General features: G+C 50.5%; 14 protein-coding genes. 6 read left to right on the top strand and 8 right to left on the bottom strand.

Going from position 1 to position 18,687, the window contains the following annotated elements; genetic code table 11:
* Positions 1 to 3: 3 nt before the first annotated feature.
* Positions 4 to 807, bottom strand: a complete 804-nt coding sequence (locus ABDW36_RS07185; protein WP_343701200.1) for a hypothetical protein — start codon at positions 805 to 807, stop codon at positions 4 to 6.
* A 26-nt stretch (positions 808 to 833) separates the two neighbouring features.
* The gene (locus tag ABDW36_RS07180) at positions 834 to 2,711 is read right to left on the bottom strand and encodes a hypothetical protein (protein ID WP_343701199.1); all 1,878 of its coding nucleotides are present in this window, start codon (positions 2,709 to 2,711) and stop codon (positions 834 to 836) included.
* A 127-nt stretch (positions 2,712 to 2,838) separates the two neighbouring features.
* On the opposite strand from ABDW36_RS07180, the gene ABDW36_RS07175 reads away from it, so the two are divergent.
* Positions 2,839 to 4,680 (top strand): alpha/beta hydrolase-fold protein, encoded by a 1,842-nt coding sequence (locus tag ABDW36_RS07175; protein WP_343701198.1) that lies wholly within the window; start codon positions 2,839 to 2,841, stop codon positions 4,678 to 4,680.
* Positions 4,681 to 4,781: 101 nt separating this feature from the next.
* Here ABDW36_RS07175 and ABDW36_RS07170 read toward each other — a convergent pair whose 3' ends face one another.
* Positions 4,782 to 6,287, bottom strand: a complete 1,506-nt coding sequence (locus ABDW36_RS07170) for a SusD/RagB family nutrient-binding outer membrane lipoprotein (protein WP_343701197.1) — start codon at positions 6,285 to 6,287, stop codon at positions 4,782 to 4,784.
* 22 nt (positions 6,288 to 6,309) lie between these two features.
* A complete protein-coding gene (locus tag ABDW36_RS07165) occupies positions 6,310 to 9,474 on the bottom strand; it encodes a SusC/RagA family TonB-linked outer membrane protein (protein WP_343701196.1) in 3,165 nt (1,054 codons plus the stop codon).
* Positions 9,475 to 9,815: 341 nt separating this feature from the next.
* Here ABDW36_RS07165 and ABDW36_RS07160 point away from each other — a divergent pair, with 341 nt between their 5' ends.
* The 4 genes from ABDW36_RS07160 to ABDW36_RS07145 are packed head-to-tail and all read left to right on the top strand — an operon-like array spanning position 9,816 to position 14,383.
* On the top strand, positions 9,816 to 11,021 hold the full coding sequence (locus tag ABDW36_RS07160; RefSeq protein WP_343701195.1) for a Gfo/Idh/MocA family oxidoreductase: 1,206 nt from the start codon (positions 9,816 to 9,818) through the stop codon (positions 11,019 to 11,021).
* A 14-nt stretch (positions 11,022 to 11,035) separates the two neighbouring features.
* Positions 11,036 to 12,256: an Nramp family divalent metal transporter gene (locus ABDW36_RS07155; RefSeq protein ID WP_343701194.1), complete on the top strand. Its 1,221-nt coding sequence runs from the start codon at positions 11,036 to 11,038 to the stop codon at positions 12,254 to 12,256.
* A 19-nt stretch (positions 12,257 to 12,275) separates the two neighbouring features.
* Positions 12,276 to 13,292, top strand: coding sequence for an NAD-dependent epimerase/dehydratase family protein (locus tag ABDW36_RS07150; RefSeq protein ID WP_343701193.1), 1,017 nt, complete (start codon positions 12,276 to 12,278; stop codon positions 13,290 to 13,292).
* Between the two features lie 14 nt (positions 13,293 to 13,306).
* The gene (locus ABDW36_RS07145; RefSeq protein ID WP_343701192.1) at positions 13,307 to 14,383 is read left to right on the top strand and encodes a dihydrodipicolinate synthase family protein; all 1,077 of its coding nucleotides are present in this window, start codon (positions 13,307 to 13,309) and stop codon (positions 14,381 to 14,383) included.
* Positions 14,384 to 14,620: 237 nt separating this feature from the next.
* Here ABDW36_RS07145 and ABDW36_RS07140 read toward each other — a convergent pair whose 3' ends face one another.
* The gene (locus tag ABDW36_RS07140) at positions 14,621 to 15,085 is read right to left on the bottom strand and encodes a heparin lyase I family protein (protein ID WP_343701191.1); all 465 of its coding nucleotides are present in this window, start codon (positions 15,083 to 15,085) and stop codon (positions 14,621 to 14,623) included.
* A 90-nt stretch (positions 15,086 to 15,175) separates the two neighbouring features.
* On the opposite strand from ABDW36_RS07140, the gene ABDW36_RS07135 reads away from it, so the two are divergent.
* Positions 15,176 to 15,439 carry a hypothetical protein gene (locus ABDW36_RS07135; protein ID WP_343701190.1) on the top strand — a complete coding sequence of 88 codons (264 nt, stop codon included), beginning with the start codon at positions 15,176 to 15,178 and terminating at the stop codon, positions 15,437 to 15,439.
* A 48-nt stretch (positions 15,440 to 15,487) separates the two neighbouring features.
* Here ABDW36_RS07135 and ABDW36_RS07130 read toward each other — a convergent pair whose 3' ends face one another.
* The 3 genes from ABDW36_RS07130 to mnmE form a co-directional block, all read right to left on the bottom strand.
* Positions 15,488 to 16,339 carry a VOC family protein gene (locus tag ABDW36_RS07130; RefSeq protein WP_343701189.1) on the bottom strand — a complete coding sequence of 284 codons (852 nt, stop codon included), beginning with the start codon at positions 16,337 to 16,339 and terminating at the stop codon, positions 15,488 to 15,490.
* A 62-nt stretch (positions 16,340 to 16,401) separates the two neighbouring features.
* Positions 16,402 to 17,127, bottom strand: a complete 726-nt coding sequence (locus ABDW36_RS07125) for a helix-turn-helix domain-containing protein (RefSeq protein ID WP_343701188.1) — start codon at positions 17,125 to 17,127, stop codon at positions 16,402 to 16,404.
* 62 nt (positions 17,128 to 17,189) lie between these two features.
* Positions 17,190 to 18,572, bottom strand: coding sequence for a tRNA uridine-5-carboxymethylaminomethyl(34) synthesis GTPase MnmE (mnmE, locus tag ABDW36_RS07120; protein ID WP_343701187.1), 1,383 nt, complete (start codon positions 18,570 to 18,572; stop codon positions 17,190 to 17,192).
* Positions 18,573 to 18,687: the final 115 nt, after the last annotated feature.

The raw sequence follows: 18,687 nt of genomic DNA, 5'->3' as shown, positions 1-18,687 counted from the left end.
TTTTTAATTGCTCCTGCGGAGAAGCGCCAGCAGTAAAGGCAGCATCAACAGCAGGGGAATAAACCAGATTGCCCAATATGAAAAATACTCAAACCAGTTGTTAACATCATACACATGCTTGTGTTTGCCGAAAATTTCTACCATCAGTTCAGTTGTATACGGCTCTTTGGCTTCCGGGTAGTAAAGCGCGGCCATCCGCGAATAAGGCGCCCTCGCCAGTTCCGGGTTGGCCGTCAGGGATGCCGTATCAAATGGCACTACTATGCCGAAATCCGGGTCCAGAATAATGGCCGAATCGCCCAATGCGGCACGCACAACTACGTGGCGCCCGCCCACATCCAGCAATTCCGCATTGATGCCATTTTCCTTCAGCACACCCTTCACTACTATAGAATGGCCAGAACATACACCGACCCCTCTTTCAAGCCCTTTTTTGTAGCTACTGAACTCGTACCGCTCATAGCGCGCCGGGTTAATGTAAGACGCCGCATACAGCAAGTAATTCTCCCATATGGGTACCCGCATGTAAAACTTGTCAATCCCCTCTTTTTTCCAATAGTGCGCAAACCCGTCGTGCACCAGGCTGTTGACACGGGTCATAAAATCCTTCTCCGACTCACCTTCCCTCCGGACCAGGCGCTCCCTGATATCAGGGTAAGGTATCTTGACGTCGCCAATCCTGTTTTTAATCTGGTTTTCCAGCGTGTACAGCTCGGGATTGCGCATGGTCTTGAACAGACCTGTAATATTGATTACCAGCAGGATGAGCCCCGCAATAAAAAGTACGCTGATGATTATTTTTTTCATGCAGTGAGAATTATTTGTGAGGCAAACTATTTCAGCGGAGAGGCAAGATAATCTTCCACATCCCGCCAGTGGCCCATCATGATCTTCCGTTTTTTCTTCAGCTGACCTACCAGGTCCGGCCCCAGCAGGAACCTGTCTTCATACAGTGACTGCGAAGCTACGACCACCTGTTTAAGCCCGCCGCCTTCCAGCAGCCGGATCAACTCTACGGTATTGTCCAGCTCATTGCGCATGATATTATTGAATGCAATGAAGTCCGGATGCCCCGTCCAACTGGGTTCTTTATCAGGCCGTTGCGGATGGCCGCGCACGAGGTCATTATTGCGGTCGCGGATGGCCTGTGCGGCGGCAAAATTCCCGCAGCTGCGGATGATGCTTGCATGAATTTTCAGAGAGAGCGCCATGCGGTCAAAAAAAGCCTTTTGAGGCGCAGCGGGGTCCAGCTCGCTAAAGAGCATGGCAGCGCGCAGGATCCGGGCCGCATAGTTTTCAGTTACGCCAGGTGGAACGGTAAACCGGCCGCCATGAATATCCATGTAGTCCATTCTGGCTTCCTCGGTATTGACATTAAACACATATGGCAGAAAGTAAGCTTCTTCATTTGCTGCGAGCCGTTGCGGTGCTATCACAAGCGGGCGCGTGATAAGGCGTTCAGTTACACCCCAATACAGGGAATGCACGCGGGAAAAAGTAGCAGTTTTATATGTCATGGCTTCATTCAGGGCCATGAATGCGTTTACCAGTACCGGGCCCGATTGTTTTCCTCCCCATGCTTCACACAGGTCTTTCAGCCAGTTCAGTTCCGCATCAGGGCCTGTCTCCGTCCGTGGGTGGCTGAATTGCCGGGTAATCAGCCCCAGGAACAGGCCGGTCACATCCTGCGGCTCCAATCCTCTGTCATATGCCGCGCGCAAATGGATAAAAATCGTTTTGTTCCGGTTGGCCGGCAAGGAGCGCAGTTGCGCCTGCAATAAAACCGGGTTAATAATTCCCGTAACCGGGTATAAACTGGCCAGCGTACCGCTAATGCTGGCAAGCGCACGCACTTCATTGCCGCGGAAATAACAGTTTTCGGGAAGACGGGCTTCAATTTCCGTACGTTCCTGTGCAGAGAAATTGGATGAAGCTTCATCAATATAGATAGACAGTTTCCTGCCTGCGCGCGCCGCACCTTTCTGATATGCCTGCAGCAGCGCTTCCATTCTTTCGCCCATGTTCAGATGCCTGCAGGGGGCCGGGCCATTCGACCCTGTGTACAGCCAATCCGCCCAGCAAATGCCAGCGCCCGCATCATTTGTTTTGAATGAAAAGGACGTGATCTCAGGAGCCTGTTTAAGCAGTTGTTCCATCATTCCAGCAAACATTTCCTGTGTTTCCGGCATATGGATGCAGGGGGCAAACTCTTTTTGCGCGCTTCTCCGGGGATGGTCCACGCGGGGGCCCATAAAAGCAGGATAAGCATCAAAGAACGCCGCCGGCATAAAGTTGGGTTCGTAGCCTATAAAGGCCGCCTCCATACCGGCTTCTCGCAGCACCTTTGTTTTTTCCAGCAGCAGTGCCCTGTTTTTCCTGACAAATTCGGCGGGAATAAAAGGAGCGAGACGGGCATCCGGAAAAAATTTAAACGGCGTAGGATTACTTGAAGCGTACTCATGCCAGGCGCTTCCCGTTTGAGGTATTTCATGAAAACTTTTATCCGCCAGCGTACTGACGTTTACCTGGATTTTGCCATAGGGCCTGAGCATCTCCAGTTGCCGCACCAGGATTTTGAATTCCCCCAGGTCCTTTACAGGCGCATTAATGATAAACACCCGTCCGGTATCCGCCGACGCGTTCCCCGTATGCGCAACAGCGGAAGCCTCCAGAACAAGGCTTGCTACCAGGAAAAACAGAAAACCCTTCATAAACAAATGTCAATTTTTTAAAAATAAAGAATAGAAAAAACAAGATAACGCAAATAAAATACTTCTTTCATTCATTTCAAAACCTTATTTTTATATAAATCAAGTTTTAGAAAATAAGATTATAAAAATGACTGGTAATTTATTCGCCAAACCGTGGCTCATTAGCCTGGCGTTGCTGCCGGGCACGATCCAGGCACAAAAGGATACCCTGCACTACAGCGCCGTTTTCAACGGCCCGAAACCATACCGGATTTTTTTGCCTGCGGAATACGAAGCCCAACCCGCAAAAAAATATCCCGTGATCTACTATTTCCATGGCAATAAAGGAGACCATCGGCTCCCTTTTGACGGCGTTGCCAGCCTCGTGGACAGTTCAGCTGTGATACTCGTTTGCTGGAATGGCCGCTCGGTTCCGGAAGATGACCGGCCGTACAATATCGGCTATCACTCCAATATTAACTACGCCGTCCAGTTCAAGGACTATTTCCCTGAACTGGTACACCATATAGATTCCAGCTACCGCACGCAGCCTGACCGTATTCACCGGGCCGTGATCGGGCACAGTATGGGTGGCTTCATGTCTTTTTTCCTGGCCGGCAAATATCCGGACATGATCAGCGCTGCCGTTAACTCAAAGGGATCGCCGGAGTTTTTTGTGGGCATGCACGCCCGGCATACACTTTACCAGCAACGTCATATGTTCAGGAACCTTAAAGGCCTGCATCTTCGTTTTCAGAACGGCGGCCCAGATGAAGAATTGGTGCACCTCAACACCGAAGTACATAAAGCGGCATCACAGGAACCGTTCCTGCATTACGATTACGAGGCTTATGGCGGTCCGCATGAACTTAATTTTGAGCAGTTCCGCGACGCATTCCGTTTTACGGCCGAAGCGCTAAAACACCCGCTCCCCAAACCTGACCGCTGGCATCATGCGGACATTTATCCGGAGTTTGACATTTGGGGTTATCACGTTACCAGCAACCTGAAAACACCGGGCTTTATCGAATTGCGGGGCGTAACCACCGGCGGGCTAACCACCATGACCCGGAAATGGCAACCGGATGGCGGCGGCATTCCGGGCACGGAACTACACATCAAAACCTCACCGCTGTACCGGCCCAACACAAATTACACGCTGCTGGATTTCAACCGGCAGGCCGATACTATCCGCCTCCAAACAGTCACCACCGATGCCAGCGGCGCCTTGCGGTTTTCCACAGATTACCAACCGCACGTTTTCGGCATCTACAACAAAAACTCACCACCTGAAGTTGTGCTCGCAGATTTCCAGGCAGCGGGCGGTAAACATCTTCTTCCTCATCAACAACCGGCCACCCTCCGTTTACGCCTGTTAAACAGAGGCGGTAAAACTGCGCGGGGGCTTTCTATAAAACTCTCCACCACCACGCCCGGTGTATCCATTCAAAATCCGCACCTGCAGCTCCGTGAAATACCGGCAGGTCAGCTTGCCTGGAGCCCGGCCGCATTCCAGGTTACCGCAGCCAACGAGCCGCCCCGCGACGGCAGCTCTCCTTACATCCGCTTCCAGGTAGAAATAATTGATCAGGAGGGCCATGTCTGGAAAGATGAATTTGAATCCCTCGCAATGTTCAACGTTCCGGAATTTACAGAGATTGGTGTTGACGACGGGGACAGCGAGATATTTGGCAGCGGGAACGGGAACAACATTGCGGAGCCGGGAGAAACGGTCATGATCTACCAATACAGCCACCGCACAAAACTCTACTTCGAAGATCCTTACATTGAAAGCGAAAAGCTGCACGACGACCTTCAGCCTGACAAATGGGGAGACGGATATGCGCTCTCCTCCCTGATACGCATATCGAAAGACTGCCCACCCGGGCACGTTATCCGCTTTCTTGCCTGTTACGAGGTAAAAGAATGGAAAACCATTAAACGCAACGTCACCTGGGGCACCTTCAGCATCACAGTTGGCGGGAAATAACTTCTCCCAAAACCAAAAGAAAGCCCTGATTGCAATTGCATCAGGGCTTTTGAGGGCAAACAAACGCTTGAATTTCCATGTTATAACTAAAGAGTTCCGGTTTATTCGGGAAAATCCTGTCCTTGCTTTGGATGCAGCAGCGGCAGACCTCCTTTTTTATCCCACCACACCTTGCTCATCAGCTTGTCTCCGCCGGCGAGCCTGGCCAGCGCCTCATTCAGATTAGGCCCGTTCCGCAGCGATTCGGCAACAGGATAAGTGAGCCTCCGCGGCACATTACCTTCGGTATCGCCCGGCACTTTACCGGTCCATATCCGCGGATAGCCGGTTCTTCTGAACTCGGCCCATCCTTCGTAGATGTTATAATAAATGCCCAACCATTTCTGAACAATGATCTGCTCCAGCTTTTCCTCGTCTGTTCCCGATAGCGTTGCGGCAGGCGATGCCATATAACTTGTAATAGCCGCACCGGCAACACCATACTGCGCCATTGCCAGCTGAATGCCCTGCCGGTACATGCCCCCGGCATCTTCAGTAGAAATGCCCGCCAGCGCCGCTTCAGCGCGCAGAAAAAACACTTCGGCGGCATTCATCACAACAATATCGATCACCGGTTGAAGGAAGGACGTAGCCATACGGGATACCGAGTCTGTCTGGTAAGGGCTTGGCACGTTAGGGGGCACTTCAAACTGCAGCGGCACGCCCCTGTAACCCGCAGCCGGTGCGGTGGCCGGCCTGGCAAACAACGGCAAACGCGGATCGTTCAACCGTTTCAGGTTATCCGTTACCGTGAAAGATACCAGCATGTTATTCGGGGAAGTTGAGTTTCTCGTATAGAATACATTGGCATTGTCTGCATTGCCATCGTTGAGCGTTGCAAGTTTGACGTTTTGCGTATTTGTGGTGATCAGTTGCCTGGTTAACGCATCCTGAATATGCTCTCTGGCCAGATCAGGCGCGGCGTAGCGCACGCGCATGGCCATACGGAGGCGCAACGAATTGGCCAGGCGCTTCCAGCCGTCTACATTCCCTTTCAGCAAAATATCCGCATTCCCCAACGATAGCTGTGTGGGGCTGCTCACCAGGCCATCATACGCTTCTTTCAATTCTTTCAGCATATCGCGGTAAATAGCTTCCTGCGTATCGTATTTGGGCTGCACAATAACCGCTTCCACATTTTTCACAGCATCAAAATAAGGCACATCACCGTAACAATCTGTGAGTTGCTGAAATACCATTGCCCTGGCTATCCTGGCAATATGGTGCTGATTCCGGCGGAGCGTGTCACTTTCAGTGAGCCGCATCATTTCAGACAAATTGATCAGATAGGTCCTGTAGTGCGTATTGTAAGGGTTGGACCAATCCCTGTTCAAAAAAATATTCCCCGATGCGGGATTCTTGTAATACCCCGCATAATCCGCAATAAGCGAATGCGTCTGGCTTTGGAACACGAATCCCCGAATGGCCGTCGTAAACAACAGCTGGGGCTGCACAATATCTTTCCCGATCAGCGTGGGATTGGTATTTATTTCCTTAAAGTCTTTCGTACACCCTGAAAAAGCCATGCTTCCTGCTGCAAGTATGTACATCATTTTTTTGATTCGCATAGAGTTTGATTTCAGGTTTGAATTAAAGAGAAAAAGACAGATTGACGCCAAAATTGCGGGTAACCGGAACACCTGTGGACTCAAAGCCCTGCGCCACTGTAAACGGCCCGAAGCCACCTTCCGGATTAGCCCCCATTTCTTTTATCTCCTTGTTCTGATAGAGGTACAGCACATTCCGGCATACAGCGGAAAGTTTGGCGGATTTCAGGAAAAAGTTTTGCCTGAAATGTTTGCCGATATTGTAACCTACCGTCACTTCACGCAGCGCCACATAAGAAGCGTCAAGCACAAATTCCTCCCCGATGTTGCCATAACTCATGCTGGTATAATACGCTTCCCGCCCTAATACGATAGTACTTTTGGTAAACTTGCCGTCCGGGCCTTCGATCACGCCGTCAGAAATGAGATTATCCCCGTTTTCCGTACCCTTGCCCGTACCCACTGACCATTGCTGGAACTTGGAATAAGAGAATATCTTGCCTCCCTGCCGCACGTCTATCAGGAAAGAAAGGCTGGCCCCCTTATACGAGAAGTTGTTGGTAATGCCCGCCAGATAATCCGGCTGAATATTGCCTAGCACCGAAGTAGTGGTTTCGCGCTGGTATTTCCCTGCAGATGTCAGCAATTTCTCACCTGTTGGCGTCCGTTTGTACGCATAACCTACAATATTACCGTAAGGCAATCCAGGCCGCGCCTCAATGCTCATCTCGGCTGTGCTGTAAAGATTGAGCGAATTGATATCAGGCGCCAGCGACACTACTTCCGATCTGTTACGTGAAACATTGAGCAAGAGGTTCCAGTTGAAATTCCCGGATTTCACCGGCGTAGCAGACAACATTACCTCAATACCCCTGTTACGGATCTCGCCGGCGTTGATCAGCTTACGGGAAAAACCGGTTGCCGCGGGCACATCTACACCAAGTATCTGGTTCTTCGCCCTTGCGGTGTAATAAGTAAAATCGAGCCCCACGCGATCCTTCAGGAATTTAAGCTCCACGCCACCTTCTATGGAGGTCGTCAGTTCATTCTTAAGGTCCACCAGCGGAATAGTAGACGGCGTACTTACCATCCGTTGCCCGCTGAAACTGATGGTGCTCAGGTTATAACCTATCTGCGTCTGGTAAGCGCTGGCATCTTTACCCGCCTGCGCGTAAGAAAGGCGCAGCTTTCCGAAATTAAACGCATCGCTCCTGATATTGAAAGCATCGGTAAAAACAAAGCTGGCGCTTACGGCGGGGTAGAAAAATGAATAATTATTGATGCCGAGGGTAGACGACCAGTCGTTCCTTCCGGAGATATCAAGGAACAAATAGTTGTTATAACCCAGCTGCCCGGTGAAATATGCGGAGTTCATCCGCTTCCTCACAATGCGGTCAGCCGGCACTACCAAACCTGCATTAATAATATTGTACAGCCCGTCAATGATCAGGTTATTGCCTTGCAGGGACATCTCCTGCTGCCTGCGCTCAAGACGGTTGCCGCCGAGAGAAAACGTACCCGTAAAGCGGTCGCTGAGCTTACCATTGGCAGTAAGCAGCACGTCGAAGTTATCTTCCCGCATCTTGATCCGGTCGTTATTTACCTGGCCGCGGCGCAGATTGCCCGAGCTGGTAGGCGTGTTAATGCCAATGCGCGAATCCCTTACGTCCATAAAGAAGTCGGTACCACCGCGGGCCTGAAGCGTAAGCCAGGGCGTGAAGCGGTATCTGGCCAACAGGTAACCGTTCACACGGTCCCGGCTATCCGTACTGAGAAATTCATTCACCACCCAGTAAGGATTATAAGGCCGTCCATCTGTCCAGTTATTGGCAATACCCGCAGGCGTTTTGTAGTTTTTCATCATATCCATGGTCAGAAAGGCAGGGAAGCGGTTCAGCGCCATGGCTACTGTGTTAATATCTGTACCATAGCCGGGCCTGTTTTCCCCGGCCTGACGGATATAGTTGACCCTGGTTTCTACATATAGTTTATCAGTGGCCTGAAAGCCCAGAGTAGTATTTACCGTCTGGCGTTTTAACGTAGAAGTGGGATAAATGCCCTGATTGCGGAGGTCGGAGAGAGACACGCGGTAGTTAACCTTGTCTGTACCGCCAGACACGGCGAGAGAATTGGTGTAAGTACTGCCGGTCTGATAAAACTTCCGGGCTTCGTCATCACCCCGGCCGGTATAAGGTATCACACCCAGGTCCGGCCACATCAGCAAGGCAATGGGCTGCCCGTCAAACTTCGCGCCCCACATATCGGGGATCCAGTCGGGCAGCCTTCTTACCTGCTGGCCGTCGATGGTGACAAGGTCCCACGAGTCGATAGACTGACCATATCCGGGGCCGTAGGCGTTTTGACGCTTGGGTGTAACCAGCGGTTTTTCATAGGTGGCGTTGGAATTGAATTCGATCTTGGCACGTTTACCGGCTTTTCCTTTTTTGGTGGTAATAAGGATAACGCCGTTAGCTCCACGGGCGCCATAGAGCGATGCACCGTTCGGCCCTTTCAATACGGTAATGGTTTCGATGTCGTCCGGCAGGATATTGCCGATGCCATCCCCGTAATCGCGGGAGGTACCGCGCGCGTTGCCGAGATCCGGCGCGCCGATGGTCTGATTGTCTATCGGCACACCGTCAATTACATAAAGCGGCTGGTTGTTGCCCTGGAACGAGCTGGCGCCCCTGATATTGACGTAACTGGAACCGCCCGGGCCCGTAGCAGATGCACTCACGAACACCCCGGCCACTTTACCTTTCAGTGAATTAGCCACGTTGGTTTCACGGGCTTCGGTAAGCTCGCTGCCTTTTATGACCTGCGCCGAATAACCGAGTGCGGCCCGTTTTCTTTCAATACCGATGGCAGTTACCACTACTTCCTGGAGAGCGCCGGCGGCCTGGACCAGTTGAATGTTAACAACCTGCCGGCCGTTAATCTCCTCCCTGCGTTTTTCAAACCCGATGTAAGAGAACTCCAGCGCGCCTGTTAAGGAAGGCAGGGAAATCCGGTACTGTCCTTGTTCATCGGTAATGGCAACTTTGGTTGAATTGACTACGGTAATCGTAACACCAGGGAGTGGTTGCCCGTCTTTTTCGCTGGTTACGGTTCCAGCAACGGTTACATCTTGCCCTGTTGCGTATAGGGAAACAGCAATAAAGGCAAGGAAAGCGATTAGAAATTTTAGTTGAATTTTTTCTTTCATCATGTCGTTATGTTTTAAAACCCACCTCCATAAAAGTAAATAAAAAGCTTTCGGAAACAAACATTTTTTCATTTCCTTATTAAAATTTACCCTATTTTTGAAATTTTCCTACTTAAGTGGGAATTCACTATTATATTTCTTATATTTTTTCACCATCCCACATCAAAAACGAAGGATAAAATGTCTAAAAACAAAGAAACAAAAGATAAAAGAGGCGAAAAATTTGATTAAACGACCCAAAAACAAGAAAAAATAAAATTTTCTTCTACATTTGCCGAACTTAAAATTTTCACATGGTCTGATTTTTATTTCCTGAGACCTTTTCTAACGTTATCATAAAAGTTATGAGCGAATTCAGCATTCACCGCCGGCGCTTCCTGAGAACAGGCGCCGCTACGCTGGCCGGCCTGGTGCTCCGTCAGCCCTTGACAACAAAGGCCGCAAGCGCCGTTGTAAGAATAGGCGTTATCGGCACCGGCAGCAGGGGTACCGGGTTGATTTCCCTTTTACAGAAAATTCCCGGCTTTACAGTAATCGCCTGTTGCGATATCATTCCCGAAAACCTGAGCAGGGCCATTCTGGCAGCCGGCAGCAAGGCCCGGGCCTATAAAGATTACAGGGCTTTGCTGAATGACAAGGAAGTGGATGCCGTCATTATAGCCACGCCGCTGTTTCTGCATTGCCCCATGGCTACCGCCGCACTCGATGCAGGCAAACATGTATACCTGGAAAAGTCGTTGTCATATAATATCCAGGAAGCCCTGCACCTGGCAGGCATCGTCAGAAAAAGCCGGCTGGTTTTTCAGGTCGGATACCAATACCGCTATTATGGCCTGTATAAAAGGATAAAAGAGATAATACAACAAAACTGGCTGGGGAAAATCACTCACCTGGAGAGCCAGTACAACCGGAACTCCGATTGGCGCAACCCTGTAAAAAATCCGGCACAGGAACGCATCATCAACTGGCGTATGTATAAAGAATATTGCGGCGGGCCGCTGTCTGAACTATGCGCCCACCAGATCGACATCATCCGGTACCTCCTGGACAGCAATCCCGCAAAAGTAGTGGCCATGGGCGGCATCAATTACTGGAATGACGGGCGGGATACATACGATCACATCCGCGCGGTGTATGAATATCCCGGCGGCATACAATCCAGCGTATCCTCCGTATTGTCAAATGCCTACAACGGGTACAACATCAAAATATTCGGCGAGAAGGCTACTGTGGAGATTCAGCGGGAGAAAGCCTTCATCTACGCAGAAAGCAGGGTTAACAGGCGCGGAATGGTAGACGGTGTAACAGACGCCACCATTAGTGTTAAAACACATGGAGAAGCTGAAGAGATCGGGTGGATGGAAAAAGGCGCTCCCGTACTGGAACCTACCCGGTATGCGCTGGAAGACTTCCTGCGGTGCATACGGGAAGGCGCCTCGCCCCTGTCTGACATCCAGACTGCCAAAGACAGCTCCATCGCAATTCATATGGGCAACCTGGCGGCGGAACAAGGCAACACGCAATACTGGCTTCCTCAATACTCATCCTGATCCCCAATTCAAACATGCGTTCCATCAAACAACCTTTTGCCATCACCAAATGGGCCAGGCAAATTATACCTGGCATTATCACTGCAGCAATCGTATTCGGCCCCAGCAAGATCACTATTACATCCAAGATGGGCGCCAGCTACGGCTACGATCTTCTTTGGGTGGTAGCGGCCGCCATCCTTTTTATGATCGTATATACCGGCATGGCCACCCGTATTGCGCAGGCAACAGACGTATCCCTTCTCGCCACGATCCGACGCAAATGGGGCAGTTGGGCCAGCATTACGGTCGGTGTGGGCATTTTTCTTGTCACCACTTCTTTCCAGGCCGGCAACGCTATCGGAACAGGCATAGCCGTAGCGGAAATGACACAAACGCCTGCGGACTGGTGGGTGCTTGTTTTTACTATATTAGCCTTATCACTCCTGTTTTTCAGAGCATTTTACCACATCCTCGAAAAACTGATGATAGCGTTAGTCGTTTTGATGTTGCTGGCATTCTGCGCAACGCTGACCGTTATCCGGCCTGGCGGGGAAGATATTTTAGGCGGCTTTGTCCCACACATTCCCGACGGGTCCATCGGGCTTGTAATCGCCTTTACGGCGAGCTGCTTTTCACTGGTGGCGGCATTCTATCAGGCATACCTCGTTCAGGAACAAAAGAAACAGGGACTGCCATTATCCGGAGGCTCCGCCCGGAGCGCCATTCCTGGGATTCTTCTGCTTGGGCTACTTGTATTGATCGTAATGTTGTGCGCCGGCACAGCACTATACAGCCGGGGCGTTTCCGTCAGTTCAGCTATGGACATGGCCAGTGCGCTTGAACCACTGTTTGGCCCCTATGCCGCACACCTGTTCCTGGCCGGACTGTTCGGCGCGTCCTTTTCGTCGCTTGTAGGCAATGCCACTTTAGGCGGCACAATGCTGGCAGACGCGTTATATAACGAATCCGGGCTGGAATCCCCAAAGGTGCGTTGGTCCATTGCATTTATCATGATAGCGGGCGCTGCCATCGCCATCGTATTCGGCCGGGTACCGTTACAGGCTATTGTTATAGCGCAGAGCCTCACAATTTTTATTGTCCCTGTTATCGGGGCCGGCTTGCTCCTGCTTGCCAACGATAAAGCCGTGATGAGCAATTCGGCCAACAGCTTTATTCAAAATGCGTTGGGATTCGCAGGCCTGGCAATATTGATCATACTAGCCATCGTGAACGCACGCCAATTATTCTTTTAGCCTTTTTAAAATATTTCATATGACCGACACTTTATCCCATTATCAGCAACTGTTAGCGCCGTCTGCGGCCTTGATCAAAGACTTACGGCGCATCGAAGGAGATATCCTTATTCTCGGAGCCGGCGGCAAAATGGGGCCAGACCTTTGCAGGCTTGCACGCCATTCCAGCGATGTAGCGGAGACACCACGGAACATCATTGCCGTATCAAGGTTTTCAGACAAACAGACGCAGGAAGAACTGCAACAGGCAGGCATTAAAACCATCAACGCCAACCTGCTGAACGACGAGGAACTGCAAGCCCTGCCCCACGCACCCAATGTGCTTTATCTCGCAGGTACAAAGTTTGGAACGGCAGGCAAGGAACATCTGACCTGGGCCATGAACAGCTACCTGCCCGGGCGGGTGGCCAATCACTACCGGCAATCACGGATCGTAGTGTTCTCCACCGGCAATGTATATCCCCTGGTGCCGGTTGCTTCCGGGGGAGCAACTGAAAAATACCCGCCGGGGCCTGTAGGAGAATACGCACAGTCCTGTCTTGGGCGTGAGCGGGTATTCGAACATTTCAGCAGTGTTCACCAAACGCCTGTGCTGATATACCGTTTGAATTACGCCAACGATGTGACGTACGGTGTTCTGCTGGAAATAGGGCGTTCTGTATTGCAGGGGAAGCCGATTGATCTCAGCATGGGGCATGTAAATGCCATCTGGCAATCTGACGCCAATGAAATGGCTATCCGGTCGCTGCTTCATTGCTCAGCGCCACCAAAAACGCTCAATGTCACGGGGCCGGAAACAATTTCCGTGCAATGGGCGGCTATGACATTTGGCCGCTGTTTTGACAAGCAGCCTGTATTCCTTAACGAGCCGCAGCCTTCAGCGCTTTTGAGCAATGCGGCAGAAAGCCTGCAACTGTTCGGCTATCCTAAAGTAAGCCTGCTGCAAATGATCGAAGTGCAGGCAAAATGGCTGCTGGAAGGCAGAAAAACAATCAACAAACCAACCCACTATCAACAACGCGACGGAAAATACTGATCAAATAATCTTTTATGCAACTTTCGCAAGACATCAAATATCTTTTATCAGAAGGCACCGTAATACCGGCTCACCCGCTTGCGCTGCACGAAGACCGCAGCCTCAATGAGGCGGGACAGCGCCTGCTTACCCAATATTACATGGCGGCCGGGTCCGGAGGCATTGCCGTGGGTGTACACACCACCCAATTTGAGATCAGAAATCCGGAAACTGACTTGCTGCGCCCCGTTTTACAGCTTGCAGCAGAAGAAATAGCCCGTGTTAAAACGCCTGCCAATTTCATCAAGGTAGCCGGCATTTGCGGCAATACGGCGCAAGCCCTGCACGAAGCCAGGCTCGCGGTGGATTGCGGTTATCACCTCGGACTGGTAAGTCCTGGTGGGCTGCGGAATATGTCGGAAGCAGAAATATTACGCCACATTGCAGACATTGCTCAGGTTATTCCTGTATTCGGATTCTACCTGCAACCTGCGGTAGGCGGCCGGGTGTTCAGTTACTCATTCTGGCGGGCTTTCGCAGAAATTAAAAATGTACATGCCATCAAGGTGGCGGCTTTTTCCCGGTATCAGACGCTGGATGTGGTAAGGGCTGTGGCCGGATCGGAAAGAAGCAATGACATTGCCTTGTATACCGGCAATGACGATAACATTGTGGCAGACCTGATAACGCCGTTCCGGCTTCAGGCCAATGGCAAACCGGTTGTCAAACACTTTTCCGGGGGACTGCTGGGACACTGGGCCGTTTGGACAAAGGCTGCAGTAAAGCTGTTCGCTGAAATCAAGGCCTTTCAGCGGCATGGCGCAGGTAATGCGTCCGCTCTCCTGCAAAAGGGCGCGGCAGTAACCGATATGAACGCGGCCATCTTCGACCCCGCAAACCACTTCCACGGCTGCATTCCCGGCATCCACCAGGTGTTGTACCAGCAGGGCCTGATGAAAGGAACATGGTGCCTCCGGGCTGACGAAAAACTTTCGGAGGGCCAGCAAGCTGAAATAGACCGTGTACGAGCGGCGTACCCCGACCAAATTGACGATGTTTTTGTAGCTGACTTTCTGAAAAGCCGGAATATGGAGGGGAACCCTGTCAGATAAAAAAAGGCAACCCCGAAGGGCTGCCCTGCTGATAAACACATTATATCAACAAACAAAAGTCAGATAATAAAAGGCGGGCGTCTCTGGAACACTAACCAACGCCCCGCCTGATTACGGAATTGTAACCGGGAAACCGTTTGCATTGGCAACACCGGCGGAATCCAACACGTAGAGGTATGCTGTTTGGCCGGAGGTAAAGCTTCCAGGGTTTGCTTTCACCGTAATGGACGTTCCTGATCAACTGCGGGTAGGCTGTATTTCGCGTACAGTACAGGATGCGTAGCTAGCAGCATTGCCGAGCGCCACACGCGACCAGGAATTGTCAATGTATGCGTCGTCTATATAATAGAAATCAGAATCAGTGTTGCTATCGTTCCAGGAATCATAGAAGCCGACATGGTATGGGCGTTTGTAGCTTGAAGAAGCTTTACGTGTGATCATGTTGTTCACATCAAGCTTTTTCACGCCGTCAAACCAGACACGTATTTCTCCGTTGGGTACATTCACATCGGAATCTTTAAATTCAAATTCAAGACTATGCCACACGCCTTTGGTCATTTCATTGTGCGTAGTTTGCCCGCTGGTGTTCCAGAAATAGCCGCTGCTGCTGTCGATGTATTCATTCGTCCAGATAGATCTACCTCCGGAAAAGCCGTGGGTGGCAATAACGAAATTTTCAGAAGCCGAGCCTGTAGTCCACATACGGAAGTATTTCACATTGGAAAGATTAGCATTGGCACCACCATAAGTGCTATTGCCCCAATCGAAATTATCGTCCAGCTTAAACCAGTATTGAACAAACCAGACAGGGCTGTCGCTCCCGCCGGTAAAATATCCATTGCCGGCCAGGGTTATTTCCTCCGGGCCCTCGGACTAATGGATTACCTGAGAACATCCGAAGAAAATGCAGAAGCCGGCTCCCGCTGTCACGAAAAAGCGATAGCCATCCACAGCCTGCTGAATGGCATAGGGACAAAACTGAAAGTTTTCATCCAGCGAAAAGGCCCGGTAGCAAAAGAACTAACGGGCCTTGCGCTGGCCAGGACGTTTGTTTGAAACACTAAAACTTCACGGAAAGTTCGGGTATGACGACAGGTAACATGCTTACTCAAGCGTTGCCTGCACAATCTTTTCGATGTCAAACTTTCGCATTTGCATAAACGCCTGGGCGGCTTTACCGGCCTTGTCCGGGTCTGTCATTAACTTGCCGAGAATAGTAGGTATTACCTGCCAGGAAACGCCGAATTTGTCTTTTAACCAGCCGCACCTGCTTTCCATGCCGCTTTCCGTTAATTTTTCCCAGTAGTAATCTATTTCTTCCTGCGTATTGCAATGGATTGTCAGGGAAACGCCTTCGTTAAAAGCAAATTTATGGGCATGTGCGCTTTCCATCAGCATAAACTTCTGGCCGCTGAGGGTTATCATTGCATGCTTTACTTTTCCCGCTACATCAGGTTGTTCATTTTGTTCGTAGCGGAGTATACCATCTGTTCCCGAATTCTTAAATATGGAGGTATAGTGCTGGATGGCCTCTTCCGCCCGGCCATATTGATCTCCAACAAACATTAAAAAGGGCGTGATCTTTTGCCCAACGGCTGCTATTGCGCCTAGAGTGATCTGCCATGAAATGCCAAACCGGTCGCTCAGCCAGCCGTATTTTTCACTCCAGGGATATTTGTCAAGCGGCATCATTATAAAACCGCCCTCGGACAATCCTTCCCAAACACGCTTCAACTCTTCTTCTGTTTCGCAGACGTAATACAACGATATGGACGGGTTGGGTCTGTACATTGGACCGCCATCCAGTAAAGTAATATGCTGCCCGGCTATCTCTATTTCCGTTACAACTGGAGACTGCGCTACTACTTTCGTACCCGGAATTAATTTGCTATACAAAGCAGCTGCTTCTTTTGCCTGGTTATCGAACCAAAGGCAAGGAGTGATCAGTTCTTTCATACATTATAAATTTTATGTAAAGATGATTCAGCCACAAAAGATGGCCTTGTATAAAACCGACATTATTTTTTCTTCAGCCCAAAATGCAGGTAATCATGGGGGGTGGTTGCTGTAAATTCTTTAAAAGAACGGATATAATGGCTCTGATCAAAATAACCGTTGGCATAAGCCACATCGGTCAATTTATCAAACTGGCCCGACTTTAACTGGTAAAAAGCCAGCTGAAACTGGCAAATTCTCCGGTACTCGCTGGGCGTTATACCCACATATTTTTTAAATATCCGTTGAAATGTTCTTTCTGTGAGGTTAAGTTCGGGCAACATTTGAGCCAGCACATCAACTTCCGGGTTCTCTAATATTTTGTCCGTAGCATACCAGATGATCATACACTCCCGCTGATTCGCTGTAACCTGGGAAATAATAAACTGCTGTAGCGCCTTCATTTTTTCGGCCGCAGATGGAGCATAGGTCAATTGAATGGTCAAGGCCATTGCCTTTTGTGCATTCCACCTGTTCAGCTCTACGGCTTCATTCCTGAGCTGTTGGGCTGATAATTTAAAAACAGGCCCCATGGCAAACGGTTTGAAGAAAAAAGCGATCAGGGTACCATTCCTCCATTCGGCCAATCTTTCTGTTGGAACGGTTTTTCCATACAGTGACAGGTGGTGTTGGTTGTTTTGTGATGTACACAATAGGGCGGGCATACCGTTGGTAAATATTGGCAAGTCTTCGGACCCGGGAGGATCGGCACTATCAAGAACCAAGATAGATTGGACAACGTCTTTCAATACGGGGTCTATTTTATTATACCAAGGCCGCATATTTAAATATTTTAATCAAGGAGAAATAGCTACTTCCCGATACAAAACTTCGAAAAAATATAATCCAACCTATCCTCATTCGTCACCTCCCCGGCAATATCCGCCAGAAAATGCAAGCTCCTCCTAATATCCAACGCCAGCAAATCCCCCGGCAACCTGTTATCCATCCCGTTCTTCACATCCCTCAACGCCGCATACACCTCCTGCAACGCCGCATAATGCCGCACGTTCGTAATAATAGTATTCTCGGTGTTGATGGCCCCACCTATCACATGTGCCACCAGCTTCTCCTTCAATTCGTCAATATGCCCATGCTCCTTCGCAGAAATGAAGATCACGCCCGGTACCAGGCTAAACTTGGCACGTGCTTCCTCAAACCCCAGCACATCCGCCTTATTCCCGACCAGCATGAACTGCAGCCCCTCCTTATCAAACTCCCGCACCTGCGCCAGCAGCTCGTCTACGGACAGCTCAGACACGTCAAAGAGGTATAGCACAATGCCAGCTTCGCGCATTTTCTCAAGCGATTTCTGCACCCCGATGCTTTCAATGGTATCCGTGCTTTCCCGGATGCCGGCGGTATCTATGAGGCGGAAGAGGATGCCGCCGATGTTGAGCACTTCTTCAATCGTATCCCGCGTGGTACCGGCAATATCGCTGACAATGGCGCGGTTCTCGTTGAGAAGAGTATTAAGCAGGGTGGACTTGCCGGCGTTGGGGCGGCCTATAATAGCGGTGTTAACACCGTTCTTGATCACATTACCAGCCTTGAAAGACTGCACCAGCCGTTCCACTTCAGCCAGCGCTTCATTTACGAGCGTATACAGCGCACTGCGATCTGCAAACTCCACATCTTCCTGGCTGAAATCAAGCTCCAGCTCTATGAGGGCGGAGAATTTGATCAGCTGTTCCCGGAGGGCAAACAGCTCGCGGGAGAAGCCGCCGCGCATTTGCTGCATGGCGGTTTGGTGGGAAGCAGCAGTATTGCTGGCAATGAGGTCTGCCACAGACTCCGCCTGCGTCAGGTCAAGCTTACCGTTGAGGAAGGCGCGCTGAGTAAATTCTCCCGGCCGGGCCATGCGGGCGCCGCTGGTAATGCAGGCTTCAAGTATTTGCTGCTGGATGTAAGGGGAGCCGTGGCAGGATATTTCCACCACTTCTTCACCGGTGTAGGATTTTGGAGCGCGGTAGAGGCTGACCACCACTTCATCTATCACCCTGCCGTATTGCTGCAGGCTGCCAAAGTGGAGGGTGTGGCCGGGCTGTTCGGCCAGTTGTTTGGCGGGGAACAGTTTGTCAGTGATCTGTATGGCTTCAGGGCCGCTCAGGCGGATAACGGCTATGGCGCCTACTCCTGGCGCGGTTGCAATAGCTACGATGGTATCGTCATGACCTCCGGTTTTTCCAATCATAGGCCGAAATTAACTAATCCTGCGTTAGGTATGAAAAAGGAAGTACCCATAAAAAAATTCCCCCGGCTGACGGCCGGGGGAACATTTATTCCTACTAGCGTGAGACTGTGTCTGT

Source organism: Chitinophaga sp. (assembly GCF_039596455.1).
Classification (GTDB): Bacteria; Bacteroidota; Bacteroidia; order Chitinophagales; family Chitinophagaceae; genus Chitinophaga.
Note: the sequence above shows the minus strand (reverse complement) of the source record. Positions and strands in the feature narration are given on the sequence as shown.

Coding starts and splice junctions, on each gene's coding strand:
- ABDW36_RS07145 (WP_343701192.1), top strand. CDS start 13,307: ATGCAACTTTCGCAAGACATCAAATATCTTTTATCAGAAGGCACCGTA.
- ABDW36_RS07130 (WP_343701189.1), bottom strand. CDS start 16,339: ATGAAAGAACTGATCACTCCTTGCCTTTGGTTCGATAACCAGGCAAAA.
- ABDW36_RS07170 (WP_343701197.1), bottom strand. CDS start 6,287: ATGCGAATCAAAAAAATGATGTACATACTTGCAGCAGGAAGCATGGCT.
- mnmE (WP_343701187.1), bottom strand. CDS start 18,572: ATGATTGGAAAAACCGGAGGTCATGACGATACCATCGTAGCTATTGCA.
- ABDW36_RS07140 (WP_343701191.1), bottom strand. CDS start 15,085: ATGTGGACTACAGGCTCGGCTTCTGAAAATTTCGTTATTGCCACCCAC.
- ABDW36_RS07180 (WP_343701199.1), bottom strand. CDS start 2,711: ATGAAGGGTTTTCTGTTTTTCCTGGTAGCAAGCCTTGTTCTGGAGGCT.
- ABDW36_RS07185 (WP_343701200.1), bottom strand. CDS start 807: ATGAAAAAAATAATCATCAGCGTACTTTTTATTGCGGGGCTCATCCTG.
- ABDW36_RS07150 (WP_343701193.1), top strand. CDS start 12,276: ATGACCGACACTTTATCCCATTATCAGCAACTGTTAGCGCCGTCTGCG.
- ABDW36_RS07155 (WP_343701194.1), top strand. CDS start 11,036: ATGCGTTCCATCAAACAACCTTTTGCCATCACCAAATGGGCCAGGCAA.
- ABDW36_RS07175 (WP_343701198.1), top strand. CDS start 2,839: ATGACTGGTAATTTATTCGCCAAACCGTGGCTCATTAGCCTGGCGTTG.
- ABDW36_RS07160 (WP_343701195.1), top strand. CDS start 9,816: ATGAGCGAATTCAGCATTCACCGCCGGCGCTTCCTGAGAACAGGCGCC.
- ABDW36_RS07165 (WP_343701196.1), bottom strand. CDS start 9,474: ATGATGAAAGAAAAAATTCAACTAAAATTTCTAATCGCTTTCCTTGCC.